Below are 26,208 nucleotides of genomic sequence, written 5' to 3'. Positions count from 1 at the left end.
TGCCCCCGGGGGGAATCCATGAGGTCGAGCCTGCTGCTCGCCGCCGTCCTCGCCGCCGCCGCCGTCGAGCCCATCCCGCTGCCCGGCGGCGACGGCGGGATCGGCTTCGACGACGTCCGCTTCTCGCCGGAGCTCGAGCGGGTCATCGTCCCGGCCGGGCGCTCGGGCCGGCTCGACCTCCTCGATCCCCGGACCCGGGCCCTGGAGACGATCGCCGGGTTCAGCACGGCGCCGGGCGGTCCGCGCGGCCACTCGCAGGGGACGACGTCCGCCGACTTCGGCGGCGGGTGGCTCTTCGCGTCGGACCGGACGCGCCGGTCCCTCGTGGTCATCGACGCGCGCGCCCGCCGGATCGTGGCGCGGGCGCCGCTCGCGGGCGCGCCCGACTACGTCCGCTGGGTCGCGCCGCTGCGCGAGGTCTGGGTGACCGAGCCGGGCGACAACGCGATCGAGACGTTCCGGGTCGAGGGCGGCGCCCCGCCCGCGCTCGTGCGCACCGGCGCGATCGAGGTGCCCGACGGCCCCGAGTCGCTCGAGATCGACGCGCCCCGTCGCCGCGCCTACGCGAACACCTGGCACGACCGGACCGTCGCCGTGGATCTCGGATCGAGGGCCGTGGTGGCGCGCTGGCGGAACGGGTGCGAGGGCGCGCGCGGGCTCGCGGTGGACCCGGAGCGCGGCCTCGCGTTCGTCGGCTGCGACGAGGGGAAGGCGGTGGCGCTCGACGTCGCGCACGACGGGACCGTCGCGGGCACCGCGCCCGCCGCGCGCGGGGTCGACGTCATCGCGTACGCCCCCGCGCTCTCGCACCTGTACGTCCCCGGCGCGGACGCGGCGCGCATGACGGTGGTCGGCGTCGACCCGCGCGGCGGGCTGCGGGCGCTCGGCGAGGTCGCGACGGCGGCGGGCGCGCACTGCGTCACCGCCGACGTGTCCGGCAACGCCTACGTGTGTGATCCGGCGAGGGGCCGGATCCTCGTGATCCGGGATCCGTTCCCGGCGACGCGGTGACCGGCGCGGGCGACGCTCACGCCGCCGTCGCGGCGCGGCGCGCGATCGCCTCCGCGATCGCTCCCGCCGCGACGTTCGCGCCGTCGGCGCGGATCGCTGGCCAGGTCGCTTCCTTGCCGACGCTGGCGACGATGAGCTCGGCGAGGCGCTCCGGCGTGAGGTCCCGCCGGGAGAGCCGGATCCCGGCGCCGTGCCGGGCGACGCGACCCGCGACGAGCTCCTGCTCGCACTGCCCCTCGAGCGGGACGTACACGAACGGCCGCCGCAGCGCGGTGAGCTCCAGGGTCGTCGTGCCGCCTCCCTGGACCACCGCCATGTCGCACGCCGCCAGGTGCCGATAGAGCGCCGGCACGTATCCGACGACCTCGACGCCCATCGGCACCGCGATGGAGGCGCGCGGGATGCGCGGGCCGCACACGAGCTTCATCCGGAGGGCCGGGTAGCGCGGCGTGAGGAGCGGGAAGGCGCGTCCGCACGCCTGCAGCAGGTCTCCGCCCGCGGCCGTCCCGCCGACGGACGCGAGGACGAGCGGGCCGGCGCCGTAGCCCAGCTCGGCGCGGACCCGGGCGCGGTCCGCGACCTCCTCGAGGTCGAACGGGAGCACGTACCCGACGAACCGGTAGTGCGCGACGGCGTGCGCGCGGCGGCTCGGGAGCCCCAGGCCCAGCGGCCGGTCGGGGACGTCCTCGGGCTCGCCGACGAAGAGCGCGACGTCCTTCCCCCCCGTGAAGATCTTGCGATCCTGCGCCCACACCCGGTTCCAGAACTCGACGCCGAGGCGCTCGAACGGGCTCGCCGTCGTCGCGTCCAGGCCGAGGAAGTCGTAGATCATCACGAGCGGCATCGGCATCGCGATCTGGTGACGCACGAGCGCGACGACGACCTCGTAGGCCTCGTCCGCGACCACCGCGTCGAAGCGCTCGTCCCGGACGAGCTCGCCGACGAGGCGAGCGTTCGCGGCCCACTGGCCGCGGGCGCGCATCAGGTAGCGGAAGAGGTTCAGGCCGCCGAGCGTCGCCGCGGCATCCGCGGGGTCGCTGTCGCTCGCGTACCGGTCACCGCGGGGGTGCATCGCCTCCCCCGCGTCGCGGAGGACCGACCGCGCCGGCTCTCCGGCGAGCCAGGTGATCTCGACGCCCGGCGATCGCGCCCTGAGGGCGCGGGCGATCGCGAGGTCCCGGCCGGCGTGCCCGAGGCCGATGGAGCCGCTGATGAAGAGGATGCGGGACATGTCGCACCTCCCGCGGACGATCCGACCCCTTGGGCGCGAGAGCCTCAACCGTTCCTCGAGGTTGCTCCGCAGGCGGCAGTCGCGGCCGCACCGGCGGGGAGGGAGGACGGCGCTTTTCCGCTTCCCCGGACGAGTGGTCCGGCTTATCCACCTCCCATGCGTTTCCTGCACCCCGAGCACGACGAGGCGCTCGAGCTCTCGCTCGACGACGTGTTCCTCGTCCCTGGCTACTTCGACGGCACCTCGCGCCTCGACGTCGACCTGCGCCCGATCGACTTCGCCGGCGGCTCGCACCCGGTCGTCTCGGCGAACATGAACGCCGTGACGGGCAAGCGCATGGCCGAGACGATGGCGCGCTTCGGCGGCCTCGGCGTGCTTCCGCAGGACATGGATCTCGACACGGCGGCGCGCATCATCCGGCACATCAAGGCGGCCGACCCGCGCTACGACACGCCGCTCTCGGTCTCGCCGCGCGCGACGCTCCGCGACGTGCTCGGCATCATCCGGAAGCGCGCGCACGACATGGTGATCGTCGTGGACGACGAGCGCCGGCCCCTCGGCATCGTCACCCACGCCGACCTCCGCGACCGCGACCAGTACTCGGCCGTCGGCTCCTTCATGTCGTCGCACCTGGTCACGATCCCGGTCGGCACGGCGAACCGCGACGCGTTCCTCGTGATGGAGCGGCACCGCGTGAAGGCGGCGCCGGTCCTCGACGGCGAGGGGCGGCTCGTCGGGGTGCTGACGCGGGACGACGCGATCCGGCTCGAGCTCCTCCGGCCGGCGCTCGACCCGCAGGGCCGGCTGATGGTCGCGGCCGCGGTGGGCATCTCCGCCACCGCAGCCGCGGCGGCGACGCGCCTCGCGGAGCTCGGCGTGGCGGCCATCGTCCTCGACACCGCGCACGGCCACCAGCGCCGGATGATCGAGGCGATCCGCGAGGTCCGGCGCGCCGTCGGCCCCTCCATGCCGCTCGTCGCGGGGAACGTCTGCACGCCTGAGGGGACGCGCGACCTGCTCGACGCCGGCGCCGACATCGTGAAGGTGAACGTCGGGCCCGGCGCGATGTGCACCACGCGCATGCAGACCGGCGCCGGGCGGCCGACGTTCTCGTCCGTGCTCGCGTGCGCCCGCGTCGCCCACGCGCGAGGCCGGCAGGTCTGGGCCGACGGCGGCGTGCGGGATCCGCGGGACGTGGCGCTCTACCTCGCGGCGGGGGCGTCGCGCGTCATGATCGGGACGGCGCTCTCCGGCACGTACGAGAGCCCCGGCGACGTGAAGGAGGACCGGGACGGCCGGCCGTACAAGGAGAACTACGGGATGGCCAGCGCGCGCGCCGTGAGCGACCGCGCCGCCGCGCTCGACGCGTTCGAGCGCGCCAAGAAGGGCTTCTTCCGCGAGGGGATCTCGACCTCGCGGATCTACATCCGCGAGGGCCGGGAGAGCGTCGGCGCGATCCTCGTCGACGTCATCACCGGCGTGCAGTCCGCGCTCACTTACGCGGGGGCGACGACGCTCCCCTCCTTCCACGAGAAGGCGGTCATCGGCGTCCAGACCGTCGGCGGCTACACCGAGGGGAAGCCGCGCGGCTGAGGCTCGCCCCGACGCCGCCCCGCGCCGCGAGCGCCGGAGCCCCGCGCGCGCGGTCGACTCCCCGGGGAGCAGACCGGCGCCCGCGCGGGCCGCGCCGCGGCGTCCTAGATTTCCGGCATGGAGGCGCAGGAGACCGAGGGGCTGGGGCGGTTCGCTCGCGAGCACCATGTCCACTACGAGGTCGAGCCCGAGGAGGTCGTCGAGCGCGATCGGCGGGAGGTCGTCGGGTTCGAGGTCCGCCTCTTCGCGACGCACGGCGAGTCGAAGCTCGAGGCGCCCGCGTGTCCGCGCTGCGTCGAGCTGCTCCGGGAGCTGCGGTCGTTCGCGGAGCAGCTCGTCGCCTCCGGGGACGCCGCCTCGCGCGCCGAGATCGTGCCGCGACCATCGGCGCTGTACCAGTCCACGGAGGTGCCGGGCGCGGACGAGGTCGCGGTCGCGGTGCGCGTGCGGTGCGACGCGGCGGAGCATCGCCGGGAGGGGGTCGCCGAGGATCCGTGCCTCGGCGGCCTCCGGTCCCGGCTGGACTCGCTGCACGTCCCCCGGCGGTGACCGGCGAACGGATGGGCCACGAGCGCGGCACCGCCATCGAGACACGCCCGCTGGGGCGGGACGGGCCGCGCCTCACGAGGGTGGGGCTCGGGATGGCCGCGCTCGGCCGGCCGGCCTACATCACGCTCGGCCACGCCGCGGATCTCCCCGGCCATCCCTCGCCCGAGGCGCTGGAGCGGCACGCGCACGCGGTCCTCGACGCCGCGTACGCCGCCGGCGTTCGTTACGTCGACGCCGCTCGGTCCTACGGCCGCGCCGAGCAGTTCGTGCGATCGTGGCTCGACGCGCGCGGGCTGCCGGCCGGCGACGTGGTGGTCGGGTCGAAGTGGGGCTACCGCTACACCGGAGACTGGCAGCTCCGGGCCGCGCGGCACGAGGTGAAGGATCACTCGCTGTCCGCGCTCCGCGAGCAGCTCGCCGAGTCGCGCGCGGCGCTCGGGCCGCACCTCGCGCTGTACCAGATCCACTCGGCGACCGAGGACACGGGCGTGCTCGGCGACGACGCGGTGCTCGATGCGCTCGCGAGCGTCCGTGACGGTGGCGTCCGCGTGGGGGTCACGGTGAGCGGCCCGGGCCAGGCGGCGGCGGTCCGACGCGCGCTCGGGATTCGCCGCGGCGGTGACCCGCTCTTCGCGTCCGTGCAGGCCACGTGGAACCTCCTCGAGCGCTCGTGCGAGGACGCCTTGCGCGAGGCGCACGCCGCCGGGCGCGCGGTCCTCGTGAAGGAGGCGCTCGCGAACGGCCGGCTCGGTCCGCGCGGCGACGCCGCGGCGGGTCCGCTCGGCGAGATCGCGGCGGCGCTCGGCGCGACCGTCGACGCGGTCGCCCTCGCGGCCGCGCTCGCGCAGCCGTTCGCGGACGTCGTCCTCCTCGGCGCGAGCACCGTCCCGCAGCTCGCGTCGAACCTCGAGGCGCTCGGCGTCCAGCTCCCGGTCGGCGCGCAGGGCGCCCTGGCGACGCTCCGCGAAGGCGCGGCGGAGTACTGGCGGCGGCGCGCGGGGCTCCCCTGGACCTGAGGGCCCTCGCGGTGCCGGCGCCGGTCGCGTCGCCCGGCCGCGCGGCGCCGGGACGCGCCGAGCGGCGACACGGGCGCCGATGCGGTAAGCTGGGGCCGTGCGGATCGTCGCCCTGGCCCTCGCGCTCGCGCTACCCTCCGCCGCCCTCGCGACCGGCGGCCACGACGCCGTGGGGTGCGAGGGCTGCCACTCGATGCACACGGCGCGCGGCGAGCTCATCTTCGCGCTGCCGCCGAACACCACCGTCGTCGACCCCCGGACCGACAAGCCGCTCGGCGTCCTCTCCGCGCTGTGCCTGTCGTGCCACGCCGAGGCGGCCGAGGGCGGCCGCGGGGTCGCGCCGGTCTCGCACCACCTCGGCCACCCGTTCTCGCTCGGGAAGGTGAACCCGCGCCTCGCGAAGGTCCCGCCCGAGCTGCTGCGCGGCGGGCGCTTCGAGTGCGTCGGCTGCCACGACCCGCACCCGTCCAACCCCAACTACCGCTACCTGCGCATCGCGGTGTCGCGGACGCCGACGCTCTCCGAGCTGTGCAGCGTCTGCCATCCGCGAAAGGCGGATCCGGACACGCGCGCCACGCCGCTCTTCTCGAGCATGGACGAGCGCGCCGAGCGCGCGCCGCCGCCGTAGCGGGTTCCCGGGTCGCGGGTTCAGCGCGGGCCGAGGCGCCGGAACGCCTCGCGATCGGCCTCGCCCGGGATCGCGAGCGCGAGGAGCTGGTACAGCTCGCGCGCGTCCCGGGCTCGCGTACAGACCCGGCGGACGATGATCCGTGCGAGGGGGCCGACGTAGGGCGCGAGGTCGCGCCGGGCGCGCTCGAGGACGGCCGGGTCCCACTCGGCGACCGGCGTCGCCACGGGCAGCTGGCTCGTCCGCCGCTCCCGCGCGGGCGCCGTCGCGCTCAGCTCCGCGGTGCACCACGCGAGGAAGGTCTTCCGGTCCGCCGCCGACGGGATGAAGGCCGCGAGCTGCTCGCAGGCGTCGTCGAGCGACACGGCGCCGGCGGTGACCCTCTTCACGAGCCGAGATGCGACGGGGCCGAGGAGCGGAGCGAGGCGCTCCTCGACCCGCTTCTCGAAGGTGGGCGCCCGCCCGGACGGTGGCGTGCCGTCGGAGCTGTCGCGGCGGCGCGGGACGCCGGGGCGTGAACGGGGCCGCTCGATCCGCGACGGCGGCGAAGCTGCCTCTGCCGCATCGTCCCGCATCCTCCAGGACGGCGGCGACGCGCGGGCGCTCGCGACCTGCGGGCGGGTCGAGGAGGCGGGGCGGGAAGCGGCGACGGACCGCGCGCCGCTGCGGGGAAGCACCTCGGTGGCGTACGACCGCTCCGCGTCGCCCTCGACCGCGAGGGGGAGCTCGGCGGCGAGGAGCGCGTCCCGCATCTCGTCCGCGCTCGCCGGGCGCTCCTCGCGCGCGGGCGCCAGCGCCTGCACCACGATCCGCTCGAGGTCCGGCGACACCGGCCGTCCCCGGCGAACGCCCGGCGGCGGGACGGGCTCGGACAGGTGCCGGTGCAGCATCTCCATCGGGGTGCGCCCGTCGAACGGCAGCTTGTGCGTCAGCATCTCGTAGAGGACGACGCCGAGGGAGAAGAGATCGCTCCGCGCGTCGACGTCGCCGCCGCGCAGCTGCTCAGGGCTCATGTAGCCGGGCGTACCGCAGACGAGGCCCGCCTGCGTGAGCGTCGAGGCGCTCGCGCCGGCCGCCAGCACCTTCGCGATCCCGAAGTCGAGGACCTTCACCGAGTCGGGCGCGTCGCGCCGGCGCTCGATCATCACGTTCTCGGGCTTGAGGTCGCGGTGCAGGATCCCGGCCCCGTGCGCCTCGGCGAGCGCCGACAGGATCTGCGCGCCGATGTGGACGACCCGACCCTCCGAGATCGGCGCCTCCTCGGCGATCACCTGCGCCAGGCTCTTCCCGGCCACGTACTCCATGACCATGAAGATCAGGCCGTCCTTCGATCGCCCGAAGTCCGTCACCGAGACGACGTTCGGGTGGCGCAGCCGCGAGGCGGCGCGCGCCTCGCGCTCGAACCGGTGGACCATCGCGGGCTGCGCGAGCAGCGCCGGCTTCACGATCTTGAGCGCGACGGGCGCGTCGAGCTTGTTGTGGATGGCGCGGTAGACGTCACCCATCCCGCCGCTGCCGATCTTGCGCTCGATCGCGTAGGTGTCGTTGATCGTTTGCCCGACGAGCGGATCGAGCTCCTCGCCGGGCGGCGGATCCGGCACGAGACGCGACCCGCACGATCCGCAGAAGATCGCGCCCGGGATCCCCTGTTCACTGCAGGTCGGGCAGGTCGACATCTCGGAGCGAGTCATAAGGCGCTGGCCGCGAGCGTGCTCCTCGCTTCCGAGCGCGAGGAACGCGGCGTTCGCGGCGAGCGCGCCGGACGGGTGGTCCGGCGCCGAACGATGGGGTCACCCCGGGCCGTCGTCCACCTCCTGGGCCCGGGGCTGCGGCCGGGACGGGGTGGCGTCCGCACGGCCGCACCGCCGCTCCGGCGCGTGGCGACTAGCCGTTCGCGTAGACGACCTCGAGGAACGTGCTCGGCCGCGGGCTCATGGCGGCGCGGAGGCACCGTAGGTAGCAGCGCGTACCGAAGAGCCGGACGATCGTGAACGAGTGACGGAACACATCCTTGCCGGTGATGACGCCGCGCATGTCCTACCTCCTGCCCGTAGGACTCGGGCGACCATCGGATGCTGACGCGGCGCGATCACTTGCCCGCGCCGGCGCCCTTCAGCTCGGCGAGGTCCTTCTTGGCGCGCGTGGCGGCGGTCGTCCCGGGGTACCGCTGCGGGATCTGGGCGAGGAGCGTGGCGGCGTCGTCCTTCATGTCGAGCTGGATCATCGACTCCCCTGTCCGGAGGAGGGCGTCGGGCGCCCGGTCGGAACGGGGGAACTCGGTCGCGACCTTGCCGAACTCCGCGATCGCGTCCCGGTATCGTCGCTCGCCGAACGCCAGTTCGCCGAGACGGAAGTGCGCCTCGGCGGTCGCCGGATCCGTCGGATAGTCCGCGGCGTACTGCTCGTACAGCCCGCGCGCGACGGCCTTGTCTCCCTTGAGCTCCTGCTCCCGCGCGAAGGCGAGCACGCTCGTCTTGTCCTGGGACGTGCTCGTCTTGTCCTGCCGCGCGCCCGGGTTCGCCGGGAGCGGCACCACCGCGGACGGGGCGGGGGGTGGCTGGGACGCGGTCGCCTCCGGCGTCGCGCGGCGCGCCGGCTTCTCCGGGGGCCGCCTCGCCGCGGCGCCGCTCTTCCGGGGCTGCGCGACGCTCTGCTCGACGGCGGCGAGGCGCTGCCCGTACTCGTCGAGCGTCGTGCGGAGCCCCTTCAGCTCGTCGGAGACCTCGCCCTGGGACGTCTGCGCTGCGTTGCGAGTGGAAGCTTCGAGCGCGTCCAGCCTGCTCTTCAGCTGGGCGAGCGTGGCGTCGGTCCGCTGCGACTGCTCCCGGAGCGTCGCGACCTCGGCCTCGACCTGCCCGCTGGGGCTCCCACCGTCGCCGCCGGCGCGGCTCTCGGCCCCCGGCCCATGCTCGCTCGGAGTCACGCAGGCTCCCGCGAGGAGCGCGGCCGCGACCACGCCTCCGCGCACGAGAAGACCCGCCCCGCGCCGCGCGGCGCGGAGCCCGACCATCGCAGGGTGCACAGGCATGTCCACGTCTCCTTCTTCCCTCGAGTGAGCCGGAGGCGAACGAAGGGCCACCGGTCCGGCGGGCTGACACGAGAGGACTCTTCTACGCACCCTCACTCTGCGGCGCCGACCGCTCCTCCGCGTCCTCGGACCTCCCGGCGCCCCATCAGAGCGATGTGCCGCCGTGCGCGAGGGCGAATCCATGGAGCGGTTCCAGCCGTGCGTGGGCCGACCGACGTCCATCCCGCGCGCGTCCGGGTGGCAGCGGGGCGCTGCTCCGCCGGGAGGATCGATGCGACTGCTCGCGAAGTTCAGCCTCATCTTCGTCGTGGTGTTCGGGCTCGGTCTCGGCGCGGCCGCTTACCTCTTCTACGGCCTCCTGCAGCGAAACGCCCGCGATCAGGTGCTCTACAGCGCGCAGCTGATGATGGACACCGCGCTCGCGATGCGCAGTTACACCACCAACGAGGTGAAGCCGGCGATCACGGACATGTTCGAGCAGCGCGTGAAGGCCGACCAGAACGACGACGTGTTCCGCGACCTGTGCGCCAAGCGCGGCTTCACGGCGAAGCGCGTGTTCCGGCCGCAGACCGTCCCCGCCTACTCCGCGACGCAGATGTTCAACGAGCTGCGGAAGAAGTACCCCGACTACCTCTACAAGGAGGCCACGCTCAACCCGACCAACCCGCGCAACCGCGCCGTCGACTGGGAGGAGGACCTCATCAAGGTCTTCAGGAACCGTCCCGAGATGAACCTCTACGACGGGGAGCGCGACACGCCCTTCGGCCGCGCGCTCTTCCTCGCGAAGCCCATGCGCGCCGCGTCCTCCTGCATGGAGTGCCACTCCGTCCCGAGCGCCGCGCCGAAGGAGATGGTCCAGCTGTACGGGACGAACAACGGCTTCGGGTGGAAGCAGGGCGACGTCGTCGCGGCGCAGATCGTCACCGTGCCCGTGTCGCTCCCGGTCCAGATGGCGGATCACGCGTTCCGGCGGCTCCTCCTGTCCATCGTGGCGGTCGGCCTGCTGACGCTGCTCGTGCTCGACGCGCTGCTCTACGTGACGGTGATCCGCCCGGTGAGCCGGTTCGCGGCCCGCGCCGACGAGATCAGCAAGGGCCAGCTCGACGTCCCCGAGCTGCCGGTGCGGGGCAAGGACGAGATCTCGGTGCTCGCGGCCGCGTTCAACCGGATGCACCGGAGCGTCACCGCCGCGATGCGGATGCTGGAGGACGAGCCGGAGCCGCCGCCCGGCGGCGAGCCCGACCAGGAGTGAACGGGCGCTACTCGTCGAGCCCCTGCTTCTGCACGAGCTCTGCGAGGCGCTTCTTGAGCCGCTCGAACCGCTTCATGAGGGCGAGCGGCTGCACGCGCTGTCCGCCGGAGGAGAGGATGTCGGCCACCTCCTCCCACGAGAAGCCACGATCGAGCCGGAGCGCGAGGAGCGACTGGTCTTCCTGGGAGAGGGCCTGCCGCAGCTTCTCGAGCGCGTCCCGCTGCCGCTCGACGCGCACGACCGTCTTCGTCCGGATCGTCTCGGCGATCTGGGACGCCTCCCCGGTCGCGAAGCGCTGCCCTCGGCGGTGCCACGCGTCGTTGCGGAGGCTCAGCGCGGAGTTCCAGGCGATGCGGAAGGCCCACGTCCGGAGCGACGACTGCCCGCGGAAGCTCGGGAGCCCCCGCCACAGCCGCTCGGAGAAGTGGGAGAAGGCGTCGGCGGCGTCCTCCTCGTCGCGGAGCACGGAGCGCAGGAAGCGGAGGATCTCCGGGCCGAGAGCGAGCAGCGCCTGCGTCGCAGCACCCGATGCGTCGCCGGCGTCCACGAGCCGCTGCACGGTGTCCTGGAGCGACTCCTCGCCCGCGCGGTTCTCGTTCTCCATGCGGTTCTCGTTCTCCATGGCGTCGTGTGTAGGCCGCTGCCGCTGGCGCCGCCACGCGGGCGCTCGCGCCGGACGGGTCGGCGACGTCGGGGGACTTCGACGGGGGACACGGCCGGTACGACGAGCGCGACCTCGGCTCGACCGCACCGGTGAGGCGTGCGGTCGAGCGCGAGGTCATGCGGGGTCTGGAAGGACGCGCGAGGTGCGGTGCTCGAGGCGACTATGCCGACTGGGAGACCGTCTGGCTCTGGTTGCCGAGGACGATCGTGAGGCTGGCGCCGTCGCCCAGGGTCACGTTCCCGAGGATGTCGACGACCTCGGACTGGCTCTGGCTCACCGACTGCTTCGAGCCCTTGTGGCCGTCGTGACCGTGGCAGTGGTGCTTCCCGTGGCCATGCCCACCGGAGACCGCGGCCAGAACGTCGTCCCCGAGCATCGTCATCGCGTTCATGCTGTTCATCCTTCTCGTCCTCGTCCTTCGTTTGGAGTGATTGCTGCGGTTTGGACCGTCGGTCGGCTCGGCCTCTCCTCACCGTCCGTCAAGCCCGTCGTACCGAAGAGACTCGCCGCTGCCGAGAAGCTGACATCGAATTCCGCGGCTTCGGAGCGCCCGGGCGAGCCGGGATCCGCAAGCGACACGACCTCGCCCCGACCGCACCGGAGTGCGGTCGAGCGCGAGGTCGCGGGTGCCTGGGACGACCCCCAGGCAGCGGCGCCGCGGGAGGACGACTACGCCGACTGCGACGCCGACTGGCTCTGGTCCCCGAAGGAGATCGTGACGCTCGAGCCGCCGCTGAGGGACAGGTCGCCGCCGATGTCGACGCTCTCGCTCTGGGTCTGGGTCACCGTCTGCTCGACGCGCTTGTAGGAGGGCCGCTTGCACTTCTTGTGGCCGCCGGAGACCGCCGTCAGAGCCTCGTCCCCGAGCATCGTCATCGCCTTCACGTCCATGTGTTCGCCTCTTCTGCGTTCGAGTGATTGCTGCGCTGGTGGACCGTCGGTCGGCTCGGCCTCTCCTCACCGCCCGCTCGGCCCGTACGCTGGAGAGACTCGCCGCGGCCGGGAAGCTGACATCGCAGCGCACATCCCGGCGCGCCGGCCCCGCGGATCGCGGATCCGCAAAGGACACGACCTCGGCTCGACCGCACCGGTGAGGTGTGCGGTCGAGCGCGAGGTCGCGGGGAGGCCTGGAACGACCGCCAGGCGCGGTGCTGCCGGAGCTACGCCGACTGGGTCGCCGACTGGCTCTGGTCGCCGAAGGTGATCGACAGGCTCGAGCCGCCGCTGAGCGACACGCTGCCGCCGATGTCGACGCTCTCGCTCTGGCTCTGGGTCACCGACTGGTCGACGCGCTTGAAGTAGGGCCGCTTGCACTTCTTGTGGCCGCCGGAGACCGCCGTCAGAGCCTCGTCCCCGAGCATCGTCATCGCCTTCACGTCCATGTGTTCTCCTCTTCCTGCGTTCGAGTGATTGCTGCGCTGGTGGACCGTCGGTCGGCTCGGCCTCTCCTCCCCGTCCGCTCGGTCCGTTCATCGGAGAGACTCGCCGCGACGGAAGACCTGACATCGACGGCTCGCATCCCGCTCGTCCCCCTCGTGGAACCCGGATCCGCGAACGACACGACCCCGGCTCGACCGCACCGGTGAGGCGTGCGGTCGAGCGCGAGGTCGCGGGGAGGCCTGGAAGAGCTCGCCAGGCGCGGTCCGGCGTGGCGACTACGCGGACTGGGTGGCCGACTGGCTCTGGTCGCCGAAGGTGATCGTGAGGCTCGAGCCGCCCTCGAGGGTCAGGTTGCCGCCGATGGTGACGGTCTCGCTCTGGGTCTGGGTCACCGTCTGGTCGACGCGCTTGTACCAGCCCTTGTGCTTCCCGTGGCCGCCGGAGACCGCCATCAGAGCCTCGTCCCCGAGCATCGTCATCGCCTTCACGTCCATGTGTTCTCCTCTTCTGCGTTCGAGTGATTGCTGCGCTGGTGGACCGTCGGTCGGCTCGGCCTCTCCTCACCGCCCCGCTCGGCCCGTTCGGTCGGAGAGACTCGCCGCGAGGAAGGACCTGACATCGGGACCCGGACGGCCCCTTCCCGAGCGCGGCACCTCCAGGGCGCGCTGGTCAGATCGAAGGCGTTCGCGCGTCCATACCCGCGGGAGGTCGACATGCGCGGGAGCAAGACCAGCAGGAACACCGGGGGAGCGGATTCCGAGTCGGCCAGGGCGAGGAAGCGGGCGGCGTTCATCGCCACCATCCGCCAGGCGTCGCAGGTGGAGCTCCCCGCCCGCGCGCCGACGACGCGCGCCGGTGGCCAGGTCGTGAAGGCCGGCACGGCGAATCGTCCCGTCGAGGAGCGTCCGCGCGCCAGCACGACCCGTCCCGTCGAGGCGCGGGCGCGCGCCGCCGCGGCCACGACCATCGTGCAGGTGAGAACCGCCCAGCCCCCGACGCGCGCGCAGCCTGCACAGCCTCCGCAGCCTGCGCAGGCTCCAAGGCCCGCGGGGCCGGCGCAGCCCACGGGAGCCGCGGCGGCCCCGAGGCTCTTCCGCGACGAGGCGCTGAAGCACCGCCTCGCCTACGAGGAGGGAAGAGGCCTCGTGCGTGTGTCGCCGCCGTGGACCTGGGCGCTCCTGTGGGTGGTGGTGGCGGCCCTCGTCGCCGCGCTCGCCGCGTCGTTCGTGGGCGAGGTGGAGGTCACCGGCCGCGGGCGAGGCATCCTTCGTCCCGCCGCGGGCGTGCGCGTCCTCACGAGCCAGCTCGGCGGCACCGTCGTCCGCGTCGAGGCGCGCTCCGGCGAGCGGGTGAAGCCGGGGGCCGCGCTCCTGCGCATCGAGTCCCCGAGCGTCCAGGCCGAGCTGCTCGCGGCCGATCGCGAGCTCGAGGCGCTCCGCACGAAGTACTCCGCCGTGGCGTCCCAGCAGGACCAGCACTACACGGAGCAGATCGAGAACCTGAAGGCGCGGGCGCAGCGGGGGAGCGAGCAGATCGCGAGCCTGAGGAGCTCCGTGAGCCACTACGAGCGCCGCGTGGAGGCCGATCTCGGGCTTCTCAAGAAGGGGCTCGTGAGCGACATGGCGGTGAGCGAGTCGCGGGACGCCCTCGCCCAGGCCCAGCGTCAGCTGAGCGGCGCCGAGCAGGCGCTCGACCAGACGCGCCAGGAGCTCGCCTCGCTCGAGAGCCGCCGCCAGGACGACCTCTGGGGGCGCCAGCAGCTCCTCGCCGCGGCGCAGAACAAGCGCGACGCGCTGGCGGTGGTCCTGAAGCAGGGCGTCATCCAGGCTCCCGAGGGCGGCACCGTCGAGGCCCTGCTCGTGCGCGAGGGCGAGGTGGTCCAGCCCGGGCAGGTGGTCGGGAAGCTCGTCCCCGTCGACTCGCGCCTCCAGGTCGTGTCGTTCCTCGCCGAGCGCGACCGCGCGTTCGCGAAGCCGGGCGACTCCGTCGAGCTCGAGCTCGATCAGCTGCCGCACGCGCAGTACGGGACAGTGCGGGGACGGGTGGCGCGCATCGGCGACGACCTCGCCTCGGCGGCGGAGGTCCGGGACGCGTTCGGCGACGACCAGAAGCTCCCGCCGAGCTACCGCGTCGAGATCGAGGTCACCGACGCCGCGGCCGCGGACGCCGCGCACGTGAAGCTCCGCACCGGCGGCCTCATGAACGTGCGCTTCACGCTGCGTCGCCAGAGGCTCGTCACGCTCGTCCTCAAGCCGCTCCAGAGGTGGTTCCGATGAGGTTCCGTCGACGCCGCGTGCGGTTCGTGCCGCAGATCGAGATGACGGAGTGCGGCGCGGCGAGCCTCGCGATGGTCCTCGCCTTCCACGGCCACCACGCGCCCCTCTCCGAGCTGCGCCTCGCCTGTGGCATCTCCCGGAGCGGCGCCGACGCGCTGGCGATCGCGCGCGCGGCGCGCGGCTACGGGCTCGCCGTCCAGGGCGTCCGGGTCGAGATGGAGCAGCTCGGGCAGCTCACGCTGCCGGCCATCCTCCACTGGGACTTCGACCACTTCCTCGTCCTCGAGCGGGTCACGTCCACCCACGCCGTCCTGGTGGACCCGGCGAGCGGCCGCCGCACCATCACCCTCGACGAGATGGGGCGCCACTTCACCGGCGTCGCGCTCATGCTCTCGCCGACGCCGTCCCTCGAGCCGCGCACGCGGACCCGGCCCAGCCTCGGCAAGTACCGCGAGATCTTCCGGAGCTCCCTGCCGAGCCTCGCGCAGATCCTCCTCGCCTCCGTCGGGCTCCAGATCGTGGGGCTCCTGTTCCCGGTCGCCACCCAGATCCTGGTGGACTCGGTGGTCGTCCCCCACCAGCCCGCCTTCCTCTGGGGCCTCGCCATCGCCCTCGCGGCCGCGGTGGTCACGAAGGCGCTCCTCGGGCTCGTGCGGAGCTTCGTGGTGCAGGGGCTCCGGACCGTCCTCGACTTCACCCTCATGACGCAGTTCCTGAGCCACCTGCTCCGCCTGCCGCTGGGCTTCTTCATGCAGCGCGAGGCGGGCGACCTGGTCCAGCGCGTCCACAGCAACGCCGCCATCCAGAACCTGCTCAGCAGCCAGTCCATCTCGGCGCTGCTCGACGGCATGCTGCTCGTCGGGTACGCGGCCCTGATGCTCGCGTTCGACTGGCGGCTCGGGCTCCTCATCATCGCCTTCGGGCTGATGCGCGTCGCGCTGCTCGCCGTCGTGCGCGAGCGCAACCAGCTCGCGATGGCCGCCGAGCTCACCGCGTCGGGTCGCGAGTACGGAGCGCTCCTCGAGGCGCTCAGCGGGCTCGAGACCACCAAGGCGAGCGGCGCGGAGAGCCGCATGATCCAGCGCTGGGCCCACCGCATGACGGGCCGTGTGAACGGCGCGCTCGAGCGGCGGAAGCTCGGCATCAACGCGAGCCACGCCACCGTGGTGCTGCAGGGGCTGGGGACCGCGCTCGTGTTCCTCGTCGGCGGCGAGCAGGTCGTCGCGCAGCGCATGACGCTCGGGACGTTCGCGTCGTTCCTCGCGCTGCAGGGCATGTTCATGGCGCCGCTCGAGTCGCTGCTCGAGACGGTGGCCCAGCTCCAGTACCTCGGGAACCACCTCGAGCGCCTCGACGACGTGCTCACGACGCCGCCGGAGCCGTCCGGCAGCGTCGACCCGGGCCGGCTCCGCGGCGCCGTGGAGCTGAGGGACGTGAGCTTCGGGTTCTCGGCGACCGAGCCCCCCACGATCGAGGGCGTCTCCGTGCGCATCCACCCCGGCGAGAAGGTCGCCATCGTGGGCCCCTCCGGCGCCGGCAAGTCGACGCTGGCGCGCCTGCTGCTCGGGATGCACCTCCCGACGCACGGGACCATCTCCTTCGACGGCCGGGACCTGCGCACGCTCGACCTGCAGAAGGTCCGCGATCAGATGGGCGTCGTCCTCCAGGACACCTTCCTCTTCGACGACACCGTCCGCGCGAACCTCTGCCTCAAGGACGAGGAGGTCCCCCTCGAGCGGCTCCGCGCGGCCGCGCGCATCGCCTGCGTGGACGAGGTGATCGACGCGATGCCGGAGGGGTTCGGCAGCCGCCTCGGCGACAACGGGAACGTCCTCTCCGGCGGGCAGCGGCAGCGGCTGAACCTCGCGCGGGCGCTCGTGCACGACCCCGCGATCCTCCTGCTGGACGAGGCGACGAGCGCGCTCGACCTCGACACGGAGCGCCGGGTCCACGAGAGCCTCGCCGGCCTCGGCTGCACCCGCATCCTCATCGCCCATCGGCTCGCGACGGTCCGGGACGCGGATCGCATCCTCGTGCTGCAGGCCGGCCGGATCGTCCAGGAGGGCACCTACGAGGAGCTCTCGACCTGCGACGGCCTCTTCCGATCCCTCGTGGAAGCCAAGGAGTTCGCCCATGCCTGACGCCGCCGCCGCCCCCGACACCACGCTCCGGCCGAAGACCGCGGCACCCCGCGTCGAGGGCCTCCCGGTCCGCGGGTTCGACGCCGTCGAGGCCGTCTGGCGGCTCCTGCGGCGCCACGGCCAGGAGGGCGGGCTGCAGGCCTTCCGCGAGGCCCACGACCTGCGCGGCTCCGCGGAGGCGCTCGCCGAGCCGCTCGAGCGCGCGGGGATCCAGGCGCGCCCCGCGATCGTCACCACCGACGAGCTCCGCTACCTCGACGTCCCCACGCTGCTCCAGCTCCGGGACGGCTCGTGGGTCGTCCTCGCGGATCGGACGCGGGACAGGCTCGAGCTCGAGGGGGCGAGCGGCGCGTGCACGACGAGGCCGGCCGAGCTCGGCCCCTTCCTCTCGGGATACGCGCTGGACGTCTCGCCGTCGCTGCCGCCGGGCAGGGGGCTCTTCCGCCGCCTCAAGGCGCTGGTTCTCCACTTCCGTCGGACGCTCGTGATGCTGGCGCTCGCGAGCCTCCTCATGCAGCTGCTCGCGCTGGTCGGCCCCGAGATCACCGCGACCGTCATGAACGACGCGCTGCCCGACCGCGCGCGCTCGATGCTCCACGTCGTGGCCGTGGGCGTCCTCCTCGTGGCCGTGTTCCAGGCCTGCCTGGGGTGGCTCCGGGATCGGGTCCTCCTGTTCCTCGTGACGAGGGTCGAGGTGTCGGCGGAGCGCGGGGTGCTGCAGCACCTCCTCCGGCTGCCGTTCCCGACCCTCGACCGGATGACCCTCGGCGACCGGCTCCAGGCGATCAACGGCGTGAGCGGCGCGCGCGAGCTCGTCGCCGAGCGTTCGCTCGCGGCGGTGCTGGACGGCGTGATGGCCCTCACGTTCGTCGCCGCGATGGCGGCGAAGATGCCGGCGGCGACCGTGGTGGTCGTGATCGTCGCGCTCGCGATGGGCGGGCTCGCCATGCTCATCGGCTCGGCGCAGGCGCGCCACCAGACCCGGGAGATCGAGGCGCAGGCCCGGGAGCGGGGGCTGCTCTCCGAGCTCGTCGCCGGCATCGGAACCATCAAGGCCGCGGGCGCCGAACGGCAGGCGCTCGAGCGGTGGCTGGGGCGCTTCCGGACGGAGCTCTCCCACGCGCTGAAGCGCCAGCGCCTCTCGCTGTGGAGCGACGTGGGGCTCGATACGATGCGCCAGGCGCTCTACGTCGGGCTGCTCGTCTGGGGCGGCGCGGCGATGCTCCGGGGCGAGCTGCTCATCGGCACGCTCATCGCGTTCGTCCAGCTCAGCAGCGGCTTCCTTGCGGCGGTCTTCGGGCTCGTCCGCGTCCACGTGGCGCTCGCCGTCCTCCGGCCGCAGCTCGCGAGGACGCAGCAGATCCTGAAGGAGGAGCCGGAGAAGCGGACGACGCGCCGCGCGGCCGCGGCGGCCCGCTCCGTCCCGGTCGCCATGGACGGCGTCTGGTTCCGCCACGGACCCGACTCGCGCTGGATCGTGCGGGGCCACTCGGCGGCGTTCGACGCGGGCACGAAGCACGTCATCACCGGCCCCTCCGGCTTCGGGAAGAGCACGATCATCCGCATGCTGGCGGGCCTCTACGTCCCCGAGGAGGGCTCGATCAGCGTCGGCGGGATGAGCCCCCAGGCGGCGGCGGGCGAGATCCTCTACCTGCCGCAGTTCGTGAACCTGTTCAGCGGCTCGATCATCGAGAACCTGCGGCTCCTGTCCGGCGGCGCGCCGGTGGCGCGGCTGCTCCAGGCGGCAGAGCTCACCGGCCTGTCCGAGCTCGTCGCGACCTTGCCGATGAGCTACGAGACGGTGCTCGTACCGGGCGGGAAGAACATCTCCGGCGGGCAGCGCCAGCTCATCGCCCTCACGGCCGCGATCGCGTCCGAGCGCAAGCTCCTGCTCCTCGACGAGGCGCTGTCGAACCTGGACCCCATCCGCGCCCGGACCATACGCAAGGTCCTCGACGCGCTCCCCGCGACCGTCATCGAGGCGCGCCACGTGGCGTGAGCCGGTGGCGGGCCGGCGCGCGTCGGTGACCACCTCGGGCCTACAGCCCTCCGCCGACCGCGCGGTTCAGGTCGGCGCGCGCGACGACGAGGTCGACGACCGTGCTCACCCAGGCGAGCCTCGCGTCCGCGAGCTTCAGCATGGCGTCGCGCACCTCGAGCTGGCTCCCGACCCCTGCGTCGAGCCGCTCGCGCGCGAAGCGGAGGGCGCCCTGCGCGGCCTCGAGGTTCTCCTGCACCGTCGGCGCCGTGTCGAGCAGCGAGGCGAGCTGCTCGCGCGCGACGCTCACCTCCGCCGCGACGGTCTGTTCCGCCTGGTCGACGAGCGCCCAGGCCCGGTGCGCGTCCGCCTCGGCGCGCTGCACGCCGGCGCGCGTCGAGCCGCCGGCGTAGAGGTTCCATGTGAGCGTCACCTGGGCCGTGAAGACGTACTGCCGCGACGGATTCCCGAGGAGCCCGAAGTCCCCGGTCAGGTCGGGCGTCGCCTTGTCGTAGCTCGCCTGGAGTCCCACGACCGGCCAGTACGCGCCCTTCGCCCGGGCGATCTCGAGATCGCCCGCCTCGCCCGCCAGCCGCCGGGACGCGAGGCCGGGGCGGCGCCGCCGCGCCTCCGCGAGGAGCGCGTCGACCGGCGGCGTCGCGGGCTGCGCCGGGAGCCGCGGCCCGGTCACGGTGTCCGGTGGCACCACCTCGAGCCCCGCTCCCGAGCCGAGGCCGATCACCGACGCGAGGTCGGTGCGTGCCCGCTCGAGGGCGGCGGCCTGCGTGCGCACCGCGATGCGATCGTTCCCCAGGTTGACGCGCGCGCTGTACGTGTCCGCCTTCGTCCCGCGCCCCGCGGAGAAGAGGGCGTCGGCCCGCTCGACCAGCTCCGCCGAGAGCGCCGCCGTCTGCCGGCGCACGTCGAGGGCGCGCTGCTGCTTCACCACCTCGTAGAACCTGCGCGTCACCTCGAACGCGGTGCGGAGGGTCGTCTCGTCGAGCTGCCGCCGCGCCGCCGCGGAGCGCGTCCGCGCCGCGGAGATCCCGTTCCAGCTCGCGAGGCCGTCGAACACGGTCCAGGTGAGCCCGAGGCCGAGCTGGTAGACGCCGAAGTCGTTCTTCGGATAGGTCACGGCCTCGCGGACGAAGTCCGGCGGCGGCGTCGGGTTCGGCACCACGTTCACCTGCTGCTGCTCGCCCTGGAACTGGTGGCCGAAGGCGCCGGTGAGGTCGAGGCGGGGCAGCACGCCCTGGTAGCTGAGCCGCACGTCGGCAGCGGCGGCCTCCTCGTCCGCGCGTGCGACGGCCACGTCGGGGTTTCGCCGCGAGGCGGCGGCGAGGGCCTCGTCGAGCGTGATGGGCGCTGCGCCGGCGAGCCAGGCGGACACGAGCACGGTCAGGGCAGTCATCTCTTCCCCCGATCGCCGGGTCCCGCCGGACGCGGCGCGGACCTCGGGACCGACTGCATCTGCCGCGGCGCGCGTCCCGTCACTCGCTGCTTGATGGGGCCCTACCCCGAGCGGCCCCCGCCGGCCTCAGCGGAGCAGCTCGTACAGGAGCGCGACGCCGGCGGCGGCGACCCCGACTGCCCCCAGGACGAGGCGCAGCGGGATCCGGCTCGCCCGCCCCTGGAGGCGCGCGCGCCACGTCTCGAGCCGGTTCGGTCGATCGAGCCGCTCCTGGGTCGCGAGGAGCGCGTCGAGCCACGCGCGGCCGTTCAGCGGCCGCGCCGCGGGATCGGCCGACAGCGCGCTCCGGAGGAGCGCCTGGAGGTCGCCGGGGACGCCGGGCGCCTCGACGGCGGGACGAGCACCCGGGTCGAGCACGGCGCTCGAGCTCCGCGTGACGCGATACGGCAGGTTCCCAGTCAACGTCTCGCAGAGCATGGTGGCCGCGGCGAAGACGTCGGTGCGCGGGTCCTGCCTCCCGTTCCGCCACTGCTCGGGCGCCATGTAGGCCGGAGTCCCCACGGCCCGGACGTCCTCGCCGCCGAGCACGCTCGCGATGCCGAAGTCGAGGACCTTGACCGCGCCGGTCGAGCAGACGAACACGTTCGCCGGCTTGAGATCGCGGTGGACGACCCCGGCGGCGTGCGCGTGCTCGAGCGCCCAGGCGATCTCGATGGCGATCTCGAGGGCGCGCGACACCTCGAGCCGCTCGCGCCGCATCGTCTCCTGCAGCGTGGCGCCACGGAGCAGCTCGAGGACGAGGTACGGGCCGCTCTGGCACGTGCCCGCGTCGTACAGCGTCACGATGTTCGGGTGGGTGAGCTGCGCGATCGCCTCCGCCTCCTTCTGCAGCCGCTCCTGACGGAGGAGGACCTGGGAGCTGCCGCCCGGCCGGACCGCCTTGAACGCGACGCGCCTGCGGAGGTGGCGGTCCTCGGCCTCGAACACCACGCCGAAGCTGCCGCGGCCGAGCTCGCGGACGAGCTCGAAGCGCCCGATCACCGAGCCCGGGAAGAGGACGTCCTGCCACGACTGCTCCGTGGTCGGCGCGCGGGCGAGCTGCTGCATGACCGCGGTGATGCCCCCCGGCCGGATCGCCGGAGGGGGAGCCGCGTGCGCGGCATCGGGTCCGAGCGCGGGGACCTCGATCGGCGGCGCGGGGAAGGTGAGGCGCAGCGGGCCGATGTCCAGCTCGGCGCCGGGCCCGAGCTCGACCGCGACGCGCGGCGGCACCAGGTCTCCGTCGAGCACGCTGCCGTTGGTCGAGCCGAGGTCCGTGTAGCGCCGGCCGTGGCCCGAGAACTCCACGACGCCGTGCGACGCCGACACGAACCGGTGCGGGAGCGAGAGCTCGTTGCGTGCGCTCCGTCCGATCCGGACCGGAGAGTGCGCGAACGTGTGCTCCACGACCGACCCGTCGGTCGTGTCCTCGACGCGCACGATCAGTGTCGCCGCGCGCCCGCCGGCGAGCGGTGACCGACCCGGCTCCACGCCGGAACACCTTGCCCTCGCGGTACGCGCGGGCAACGCCCGGTCCGGGTCGCGGTGTCCGGGACGCTCGCATCAGAGGTCGATGACGATGACCGACCGCCGCGGGCGGTCCGGCTCGGTCTGGTTGCGCGGCATCCGCTCGGGCGCGGGGATCTCCAGGAACGGCCGGGGCTGCTCCGCCTCCTCGCGCTCCCGGCGGCGCCGCTTCAGCTCCTCGATCATCCAGGTGGGGGGCATCATCGTCTCGTCTCCTCGGTCAGGCGTCCTGATCGGCAGACGCGAGAGGCGCGACGTGCTGACGCGCCTCGGGCGGGATGGCGCCGGAAACGGCGCACGCGGCCACCCGCTGGACCGGCGATCCGGCGTACGCTCCCGGAGCGAAGACGCCCGCGTCGCGGGCGCCGCCCGAGGACGCGAGCCATGGCCGCCCGCACGGATCCTCCCGAAGTTCAGCCCGAGCCCGTGCCGGCGTACCTCCGCATCGCCGCGGACGTCCTGGCGGACCTGGGCACGGATGCACGGACGGGCCTGCCGGCGGGCGAGGTCCGGCAGCGCCTGGCTCGGTACGGCCCGAACGCGCTTCCGGTTGCCCCCGCCGTCCCGGCGTGGCGCCGCTTCCTCGCCCAGTTCCGGGACGTCCTCACGGTCCTGCTGCTCGTCGCCACGGCGGTGTCCTTCGTCGCCTGGTCGATCGAGCGCGACGCGCCGGCTCCGTACGAGGCGCTCACCATCCTCGCGATCGTGCTGCTCAACGGCGTGCTCGGGTTCCTCCAGGAGCGGCGCGCAGAGCAGGCCCTCGCCGCCCTGGAGGCGATGTCCGCTCCGGTCGCGCGCGTCCGCCGCGACGGCGAGCAGCGGCTGGTCCCGACGGCGGACCTCGTCCCGGGCGACATCCTGCTCCTCGAGGAGGGTGACACGATCGCGGCCGACGCGCGGGTCCTCGAGCCGATCGCGCTCCGGGCCGCCGAGGCCGCGCTGACCGGCGAGAGCACCCCGGTGTCGAAGACGGCCGCGCCGATCCCCGGAGAGGCGGCGCTCGGCGACCGCCGGAACATGCTCTTCGGCGGGACCTCGATCGCCGCCGGCCGCGGGCGGGCCGTCGTGACCGCCACCGGGCCGTCGACGGAGCTCGGCCGGATCGCGGCCTCCCTCCGCGAGACGGAGGAGACCGCCACCCCGCTCCAGCGGGAGCTCGATCGCGTCGGCAAGCTGCTCGGCGGCGCGGTGATCGCCATCGCCGTCGTGATCGGAGCCACGATCGTCGCGCTGCAGGAGGTGCGATCGCTGGCGGCGATGGTGGACGTGCTGCTGCTCGCGGTCTCGCTGGCGGTCGCGGCGGTCCCGGAGGGCCTCACGGCCATCACGACCATCGTGCTGTCGCTCGGGACGCAGCGCATGGCCCGGCGGAACGTCATCGTGCGCCGGCTCGCGTCGGTCGAGACGCTCGGCTCGACGACCGCGATCTGCTCCGACAAGACTGGGACCCTCACGCGGAACGAGATGACCGTCCGCGCGGTGGTGACGGCGAGCGGCGCCGTCGAGCTGACCGGGGTCGGGTACGACCCCTCCGGCGAGGTCCGCCGGGACGGGGCGCCGGTCGACGACGCCGCGCTGCTCGAGGAGGTCGAGCGGACGCTCGGGGCGGGAGCGCTGGCGAGCAACGCCGTGCTGCTCGAGCGGGACGGCCGCTGGACGATCCAGGGCGATCCGACGGAGGCGGCGCTGGTCGTGGCGGCACGCAAGGTGGGGCGGACCGCGGAGCGCCTCGACGCGCGCTTCCCCCGCGTCGGCGAGGTGCCGTTCACCTCGGAGCGGAAGCTCATGAGCACCGCGCACGCGGACGCCGAGGAGGCCACGCGGGTCGTCGTCTTCGCGAAGGGGGCGCCGGACGTCCTCCTGCCGCGCTGCGTGGAGGAGCGCGTCGGCGCCGGGACGCGCGCGCTCGGGCCGGCGCGCCGCGAGGAGATCTCGCGCGCGGTGGACGCGCTCGGCGCGGCGGCGCTCCGCACGCTCGCGGTCGCGTACCGCACGCTGGACCGCGGCGCCCTCCCGGGCGCGCCGACCGAGGACGTGGAGCAGGGCCTCGTGCTCCTCGGCGTGGTCGGGATGATCGATCCGCCGCGCGCCGAGGCTCGCCCCGCGGTCGCCCAGGCGAAGGGCGCGGGCGTGCGCCCGATCATCATCACCGGCGATCACCCGCTCACGGCGTCGGCGATCGCCGCCGAGCTCGGGATCGCGCCGAAGGGCGCCCGCGCGGTCGTCGGGACGGAGCTCCAGCGCATGGACGATGCGCGGCTCCGGGTGGTCGTGCGGGAGACCTCGGTCTTCGCCCGGGTCGCGCCGGACCACAAGCTGCGGATCGTCCGCGCGCTCCAGGCGAACGGCGAGATCGCCGCGATGACGGGCGACGGCGTGAACGACGCGCCGGCGCTGAAGGCGGCCGACATCGGCGTCGCGATGGGGATCGCCGGGACGGACGTGGCCAAGGGGGCCGCGGACATGGTCCTCGCCGACGACAACTTCGCCTCGATCGTCGCGGCGGTCGAGGAGGGGCGTTCGATCTTCGCGAACATCCAGCGCTTCCTGCGGTACCTGCTCTCGTCGAACATCGGCGAGGTGCTCGTCATGTTCCTCGGCGTGGTGCTCGCGCCCGTGATCGGGCTCGTGCCCGGGCCGGGGTCGGCGGTCGTCGTGCCGCTGCTCGCGACGCAGATCCTCTGGATCAACCTGCTCACCGACGCCGGTCCGGCGCTCGCGCTCGGCGTCGAGCCGGCCGATCCCGACGTGATGCGGAGGCCGCCCCGCGATCCGCGGAGCAGCGTCGTCGGCACCCGGGCCTGGATCGACATCGTCCTCGTGGGCGCCGTCATGGCCGTGGGCACGCTCGGCGTCATGGACTGGGCGCTCCCCGGCGGGCTGATCGAGGGGACCGCGCCGGCGGGGCGGGGGCTCCGCTACGCGCAGACGATGGCGTTCACGACGCTGGTGCTCTTCCAGCTCTTCAACACCTTCGCGGTGCGGTTCGAGGCGCACAGCGCGTTCCACCGAACGTTCGCGAACCGCTGGCTCTGGCTCGCGGTGCTCTCGTCGGCCGCCCTGCAGGTCGCGGTCGTCCACCTGCCGTTCCTGCAGCGCGCGTTCCGGACCGTTCCGCTCGGGGCGCGCGACTGGCTCGTGTGCCTCGCCGTCGCGAGCGCGGTGCTGTGGGTGACGGAGCTGAAGAAGCGGCTCGTGCGCGCCCGGTGACGGGCGGTCAGCGGGCCTTCGCGGCCGCGCGCGCGAAGGCCGGGGCCGCGCGCGCGATCACCTGCTCGTCCACGCAGAACGTGAGGCGGAAGTGGCCGGGGAAGCCGAAGCCGCGCCCCGGCACCGCGAGCACGTTCTCCTCGAGGAGGAGCTCCACGAAGCGGCGGTCGTCCCCGCCCGGCGCCTCCGGGAAGAAGTAGAACGCCCCCTGCGGCATCGCGAAGCGGATCCCGGCGCCGCGCAGCGCCGCCGCCATGGCGTGCCGCCGCCGGTCGTAGATCGCGACGTCCACCGTCTCGTCCACGAGCTGCTCGACGAGCCGCTGCCCGAGCACGGGCGCGTTCACGAACCCGAGCGTCCGGTTCGTCATCGTCAGCGCGTCCACGAGGAGCTGCACGTCGGGCATCGCCGGGTTCGCCGCGAGGTAGCCGACCCGCTCGCCCGCGAGGGACAGGCTCTTCGAGAAGGAGCCGACGACCACCGTGAACGGGGAGACCGGGAGGACCGGAGGGACCGTGGCGCCGTCGTAGGCGAGCGCGCGATACGGCTCGTCGGAGACGAGGAAGATGGGGCGCTCGCGGCCGGCGTTCCGCCGCGCGAGCACCTCGCCCAGGGCCCGCAGCGTGGCGGCGTCGTAGATCCCGCCCGTGGGGTTGTTCGGCGAGTTCACGACGACGACGCGCGTGCGCGGCCCGATCGCCTCGTCGAGCGCGGCGACGTCGAGGGCGAAGCCGGGAGCCTTCGTCGGGACGGTCCGGAGCACGCCGCCGAAGTGCCCGGCGTAGGCGCCGTACTCGACGAAGTAGGGCGCCGGGCAGAGCACCTCGTCCCCCGCCTCGAGCACGGCGCGGAAGAAGGTGACGAGGCCGCCGGCGGCACCGCAGGTGAGGAGCACGTGCCGTGCCTCGACGGCGGCCTGCTGCTCCGCGGAGATCTTCCGGGCGAGGGTGGCGCGGACGGAGGGCAGGCCGGCGTTCGGGCAGTACCCGAGCCCCATCGGCGACACCGCGCGGTCGGCGAGCCCGCGCAGGACCGCTGCGGCGGCGGCCGGCGGGGGGACGTCCGGGTTCCCCAGGCTGAAGTCGAACACCTTGTCCGCGCCGACGCGCTGCTTCAGCTCGAGGCCGGCGTCGAACATGCGGCGGATCCAGGACGCGTCCTGCATCTGCTGGCGGATCTGGGGGCTCACGACGTGCATGGCGGGCTCCGGCTGGCGCGAGGGGCTCCCCTTTTACCGCATCCGGTGGCTCGCGGGCGCTCCCGGGAGACGGACT

23 protein-coding genes are annotated in these 26,208 nt (G+C 73.9%); 10 read left to right on the top strand and 13 right to left on the bottom strand.

Translation table 11 applies throughout. The features are described 5' to 3' along the window. Positions 1 to 18 precede the first annotated feature (18 nt). Entirely contained in the window at positions 19 to 1,011 is a 993-nt protein-coding gene (locus AMOR_RS21130; protein ID WP_248353798.1) for a YncE family protein, read from the top strand. A gap of 16 nt (positions 1,012 to 1,027) precedes the next feature. Here AMOR_RS21130 and AMOR_RS21125 read toward each other — a convergent pair whose 3' ends face one another. Further along, a complete protein-coding gene (locus tag AMOR_RS21125; protein WP_248353796.1) occupies positions 1,028 to 2,242 on the bottom strand; it encodes a glycosyltransferase in 1,215 nt (404 codons plus the stop codon). Between the two features lie 156 nt (positions 2,243 to 2,398). Between AMOR_RS21125 and AMOR_RS21120 the strand changes: the two genes are divergently transcribed. From AMOR_RS21120 to AMOR_RS21105, 4 genes are all read left to right on the top strand, one after another. Then, a complete protein-coding gene (locus AMOR_RS21120) occupies positions 2,399 to 3,835 on the top strand; it encodes a GuaB1 family IMP dehydrogenase-related protein (RefSeq protein ID WP_248353794.1) in 1,437 nt (478 codons plus the stop codon). A 117-nt stretch (positions 3,836 to 3,952) separates the two neighbouring features. Beyond that, positions 3,953 to 4,384, top strand: a complete 432-nt coding sequence (locus AMOR_RS21115; RefSeq protein WP_248353792.1) for a hypothetical protein — start codon at positions 3,953 to 3,955, stop codon at positions 4,382 to 4,384. Further along, complete coding sequence (locus tag AMOR_RS21110; RefSeq protein WP_248353790.1) at positions 4,381 to 5,400, top strand: aldo/keto reductase; 1,020 nt, start codon at positions 4,381 to 4,383, stop codon at positions 5,398 to 5,400. Before AMOR_RS21115 ends, AMOR_RS21110 begins: the two co-directional genes overlap by 4 nt. A 97-nt stretch (positions 5,401 to 5,497) precedes the next feature. Beyond that, entirely contained in the window at positions 5,498 to 6,028 is a 531-nt protein-coding gene (locus AMOR_RS21105) for a cytochrome c3 family protein (protein ID WP_248353788.1), read from the top strand. A 20-nt stretch (positions 6,029 to 6,048) separates the two neighbouring features. Here AMOR_RS21105 and AMOR_RS21100 read toward each other — a convergent pair whose 3' ends face one another. The 3 genes from AMOR_RS21100 to AMOR_RS21090 form a co-directional block, all read right to left on the bottom strand. Then, positions 6,049 to 7,704, bottom strand: coding sequence for a serine/threonine-protein kinase (locus AMOR_RS21100; RefSeq protein WP_248353786.1), 1,656 nt, complete (start codon positions 7,702 to 7,704; stop codon positions 6,049 to 6,051). A 208-nt stretch (positions 7,705 to 7,912) separates the two neighbouring features. Then, positions 7,913 to 8,062 (bottom strand): hypothetical protein, encoded by a 150-nt coding sequence (locus AMOR_RS21095; protein WP_248353785.1) that lies wholly within the window; start codon positions 8,060 to 8,062, stop codon positions 7,913 to 7,915. A gap of 55 nt (positions 8,063 to 8,117) precedes the next feature. Then, positions 8,118 to 9,056 carry a tetratricopeptide repeat protein gene (locus tag AMOR_RS21090; RefSeq protein WP_248353783.1) on the bottom strand — a complete coding sequence of 313 codons (939 nt, stop codon included), beginning with the start codon at positions 9,054 to 9,056 and terminating at the stop codon, positions 8,118 to 8,120. 271 nt (positions 9,057 to 9,327) lie between these two features. On the opposite strand from AMOR_RS21090, the gene AMOR_RS21085 reads away from it, so the two are divergent. Then, entirely contained in the window at positions 9,328 to 10,308 is a 981-nt protein-coding gene (locus AMOR_RS21085; protein WP_248353781.1) for a c-type heme family protein, read from the top strand. A 7-nt stretch (positions 10,309 to 10,315) separates the two neighbouring features. On the opposite strand, the gene AMOR_RS21080 is transcribed toward AMOR_RS21085, so the two are convergent. From AMOR_RS21080 to AMOR_RS21060, 5 genes are all read right to left on the bottom strand, one after another. Then, positions 10,316 to 10,930, bottom strand: coding sequence for an RNA polymerase sigma factor (locus AMOR_RS21080; protein WP_248353779.1), 615 nt, complete (start codon positions 10,928 to 10,930; stop codon positions 10,316 to 10,318). A gap of 202 nt (positions 10,931 to 11,132) precedes the next feature. Further along, positions 11,133 to 11,372, bottom strand: a complete 240-nt coding sequence (locus tag AMOR_RS21075; RefSeq protein ID WP_248353777.1) for a hypothetical protein — start codon at positions 11,370 to 11,372, stop codon at positions 11,133 to 11,135. A 269-nt stretch (positions 11,373 to 11,641) separates the two neighbouring features. Further along, the gene (locus AMOR_RS21070) at positions 11,642 to 11,863 is read right to left on the bottom strand and encodes a hypothetical protein (RefSeq protein ID WP_248353775.1); all 222 of its coding nucleotides are present in this window, start codon (positions 11,861 to 11,863) and stop codon (positions 11,642 to 11,644) included. A gap of 269 nt (positions 11,864 to 12,132) precedes the next feature. Continuing rightward, positions 12,133 to 12,348 (bottom strand): hypothetical protein, encoded by a 216-nt coding sequence (locus tag AMOR_RS21065; protein ID WP_248353773.1) that lies wholly within the window; start codon positions 12,346 to 12,348, stop codon positions 12,133 to 12,135. A 279-nt stretch (positions 12,349 to 12,627) separates the two neighbouring features. Then, positions 12,628 to 12,846 (bottom strand): hypothetical protein, encoded by a 219-nt coding sequence (locus AMOR_RS21060; protein WP_248353772.1) that lies wholly within the window; start codon positions 12,844 to 12,846, stop codon positions 12,628 to 12,630. 219 nt (positions 12,847 to 13,065) lie between these two features. On the opposite strand from AMOR_RS21060, the gene AMOR_RS21055 reads away from it, so the two are divergent. From AMOR_RS21055 to AMOR_RS21045, 3 genes are read left to right on the top strand one after another with little or no spacing between them, the layout of a single operon-like run. Further along, the gene (locus AMOR_RS21055; RefSeq protein WP_248353771.1) at positions 13,066 to 14,628 is read left to right on the top strand and encodes an HlyD family secretion protein; all 1,563 of its coding nucleotides are present in this window, start codon (positions 13,066 to 13,068) and stop codon (positions 14,626 to 14,628) included. Further along, on the top strand, positions 14,625 to 16,769 hold the full coding sequence (locus AMOR_RS21050) for a peptidase domain-containing ABC transporter (protein ID WP_248353770.1): 2,145 nt from the start codon (positions 14,625 to 14,627) through the stop codon (positions 16,767 to 16,769). The genes AMOR_RS21055 and AMOR_RS21050 overlap by 4 nt, the downstream gene beginning before the upstream one ends. Continuing rightward, a complete protein-coding gene (locus tag AMOR_RS21045; protein WP_248353768.1) occupies positions 16,762 to 18,768 on the top strand; it encodes a peptidase domain-containing ABC transporter in 2,007 nt (668 codons plus the stop codon). Before AMOR_RS21050 ends, AMOR_RS21045 begins: the two co-directional genes overlap by 8 nt. Positions 18,769 to 18,808: 40 nt before the next feature. On the opposite strand, the gene AMOR_RS21040 is transcribed toward AMOR_RS21045, so the two are convergent. The 3 genes from AMOR_RS21040 to AMOR_RS21030 all read right to left on the bottom strand — a co-directional run bounded on the left by AMOR_RS21040 (position 18,809) and on the right by AMOR_RS21030 (position 21,928). Beyond that, on the bottom strand, positions 18,809 to 20,158 hold the full coding sequence (locus AMOR_RS21040) for a TolC family protein (protein WP_248353766.1): 1,350 nt from the start codon (positions 20,156 to 20,158) through the stop codon (positions 18,809 to 18,811). Positions 20,159 to 20,284: 126 nt separating this feature from the next. Beyond that, positions 20,285 to 21,688 (bottom strand): FHA domain-containing serine/threonine-protein kinase, encoded by a 1,404-nt coding sequence (locus AMOR_RS21035; RefSeq protein WP_248353764.1) that lies wholly within the window; start codon positions 21,686 to 21,688, stop codon positions 20,285 to 20,287. Between the two features lie 72 nt (positions 21,689 to 21,760). Further along, positions 21,761 to 21,928, bottom strand: a complete 168-nt coding sequence (locus tag AMOR_RS21030; RefSeq protein ID WP_248353762.1) for a hypothetical protein — start codon at positions 21,926 to 21,928, stop codon at positions 21,761 to 21,763. A gap of 180 nt (positions 21,929 to 22,108) precedes the next feature. Here AMOR_RS21030 and AMOR_RS21025 point away from each other — a divergent pair, with 180 nt between their 5' ends. After that, on the top strand, positions 22,109 to 24,934 hold the full coding sequence (locus tag AMOR_RS21025; RefSeq protein ID WP_248353760.1) for a cation-translocating P-type ATPase: 2,826 nt from the start codon (positions 22,109 to 22,111) through the stop codon (positions 24,932 to 24,934). Between the two features lie 7 nt (positions 24,935 to 24,941). Here the strand turns inward: AMOR_RS21025 and AMOR_RS21020 are convergent, their stop codons facing one another. After that, a complete protein-coding gene (locus tag AMOR_RS21020; protein WP_248353759.1) occupies positions 24,942 to 26,132 on the bottom strand; it encodes a pyridoxal phosphate-dependent aminotransferase in 1,191 nt (396 codons plus the stop codon). Positions 26,133 to 26,208: the final 76 nt, after the last annotated feature.

The sequence above is a fragment of the Anaeromyxobacter oryzae genome (assembly GCF_023169945.1).
GTDB lineage: Bacteria > Myxococcota > Myxococcia > Myxococcales > Anaeromyxobacteraceae > Anaeromyxobacter > Anaeromyxobacter oryzae.
Note: the sequence above shows the minus strand (reverse complement) of the source record. Positions and strands in the feature narration are given on the sequence as shown.

Coding starts and splice junctions, on each gene's coding strand:
- AMOR_RS21130 (WP_248353798.1), top strand. CDS start 19: ATGAGGTCGAGCCTGCTGCTCGCCGCCGTCCTCGCCGCCGCCGCCGTC.
- AMOR_RS21125 (WP_248353796.1), bottom strand. CDS start 2,242: ATGTCCCGCATCCTCTTCATCAGCGGCTCCATCGGCCTCGGGCACGCC.
- AMOR_RS21120 (WP_248353794.1), top strand. CDS start 2,399: ATGCGTTTCCTGCACCCCGAGCACGACGAGGCGCTCGAGCTCTCGCTC.
- AMOR_RS21115 (WP_248353792.1), top strand. CDS start 3,953: ATGGAGGCGCAGGAGACCGAGGGGCTGGGGCGGTTCGCTCGCGAGCAC.
- AMOR_RS21100 (WP_248353786.1), bottom strand. CDS start 7,704: ATGTCGACCTGCCCGACCTGCAGTGAACAGGGGATCCCGGGCGCGATC.
- AMOR_RS21095 (WP_248353785.1), bottom strand. CDS start 8,062: ATGCGCGGCGTCATCACCGGCAAGGATGTGTTCCGTCACTCGTTCACG.
- AMOR_RS21090 (WP_248353783.1), bottom strand. CDS start 9,056: ATGCCTGTGCACCCTGCGATGGTCGGGCTCCGCGCCGCGCGGCGCGGG.
- AMOR_RS21085 (WP_248353781.1), top strand. CDS start 9,328: ATGCGACTGCTCGCGAAGTTCAGCCTCATCTTCGTCGTGGTGTTCGGG.
- AMOR_RS21080 (WP_248353779.1), bottom strand. CDS start 10,930: ATGGAGAACGAGAACCGCATGGAGAACGAGAACCGCGCGGGCGAGGAG.
- AMOR_RS21075 (WP_248353777.1), bottom strand. CDS start 11,372: ATGAACAGCATGAACGCGATGACGATGCTCGGGGACGACGTTCTGGCC.
- AMOR_RS21070 (WP_248353775.1), bottom strand. CDS start 11,863: ATGGACGTGAAGGCGATGACGATGCTCGGGGACGAGGCTCTGACGGCG.
- AMOR_RS21060 (WP_248353772.1), bottom strand. CDS start 12,846: ATGGACGTGAAGGCGATGACGATGCTCGGGGACGAGGCTCTGATGGCG.
- AMOR_RS21055 (WP_248353771.1), top strand. CDS start 13,066: ATGCGCGGGAGCAAGACCAGCAGGAACACCGGGGGAGCGGATTCCGAG.
- AMOR_RS21050 (WP_248353770.1), top strand. CDS start 14,625: ATGAGGTTCCGTCGACGCCGCGTGCGGTTCGTGCCGCAGATCGAGATG.
- AMOR_RS21045 (WP_248353768.1), top strand. CDS start 16,762: ATGCCTGACGCCGCCGCCGCCCCCGACACCACGCTCCGGCCGAAGACC.
- AMOR_RS21040 (WP_248353766.1), bottom strand. CDS start 20,158: ATGACTGCCCTGACCGTGCTCGTGTCCGCCTGGCTCGCCGGCGCAGCG.
- AMOR_RS21030 (WP_248353762.1), bottom strand. CDS start 21,928: ATGATGCCCCCCACCTGGATGATCGAGGAGCTGAAGCGGCGCCGCCGG.
- AMOR_RS21025 (WP_248353760.1), top strand. CDS start 22,109: ATGGCCGCCCGCACGGATCCTCCCGAAGTTCAGCCCGAGCCCGTGCCG.
- AMOR_RS21020 (WP_248353759.1), bottom strand. CDS start 26,132: ATGCACGTCGTGAGCCCCCAGATCCGCCAGCAGATGCAGGACGCGTCC.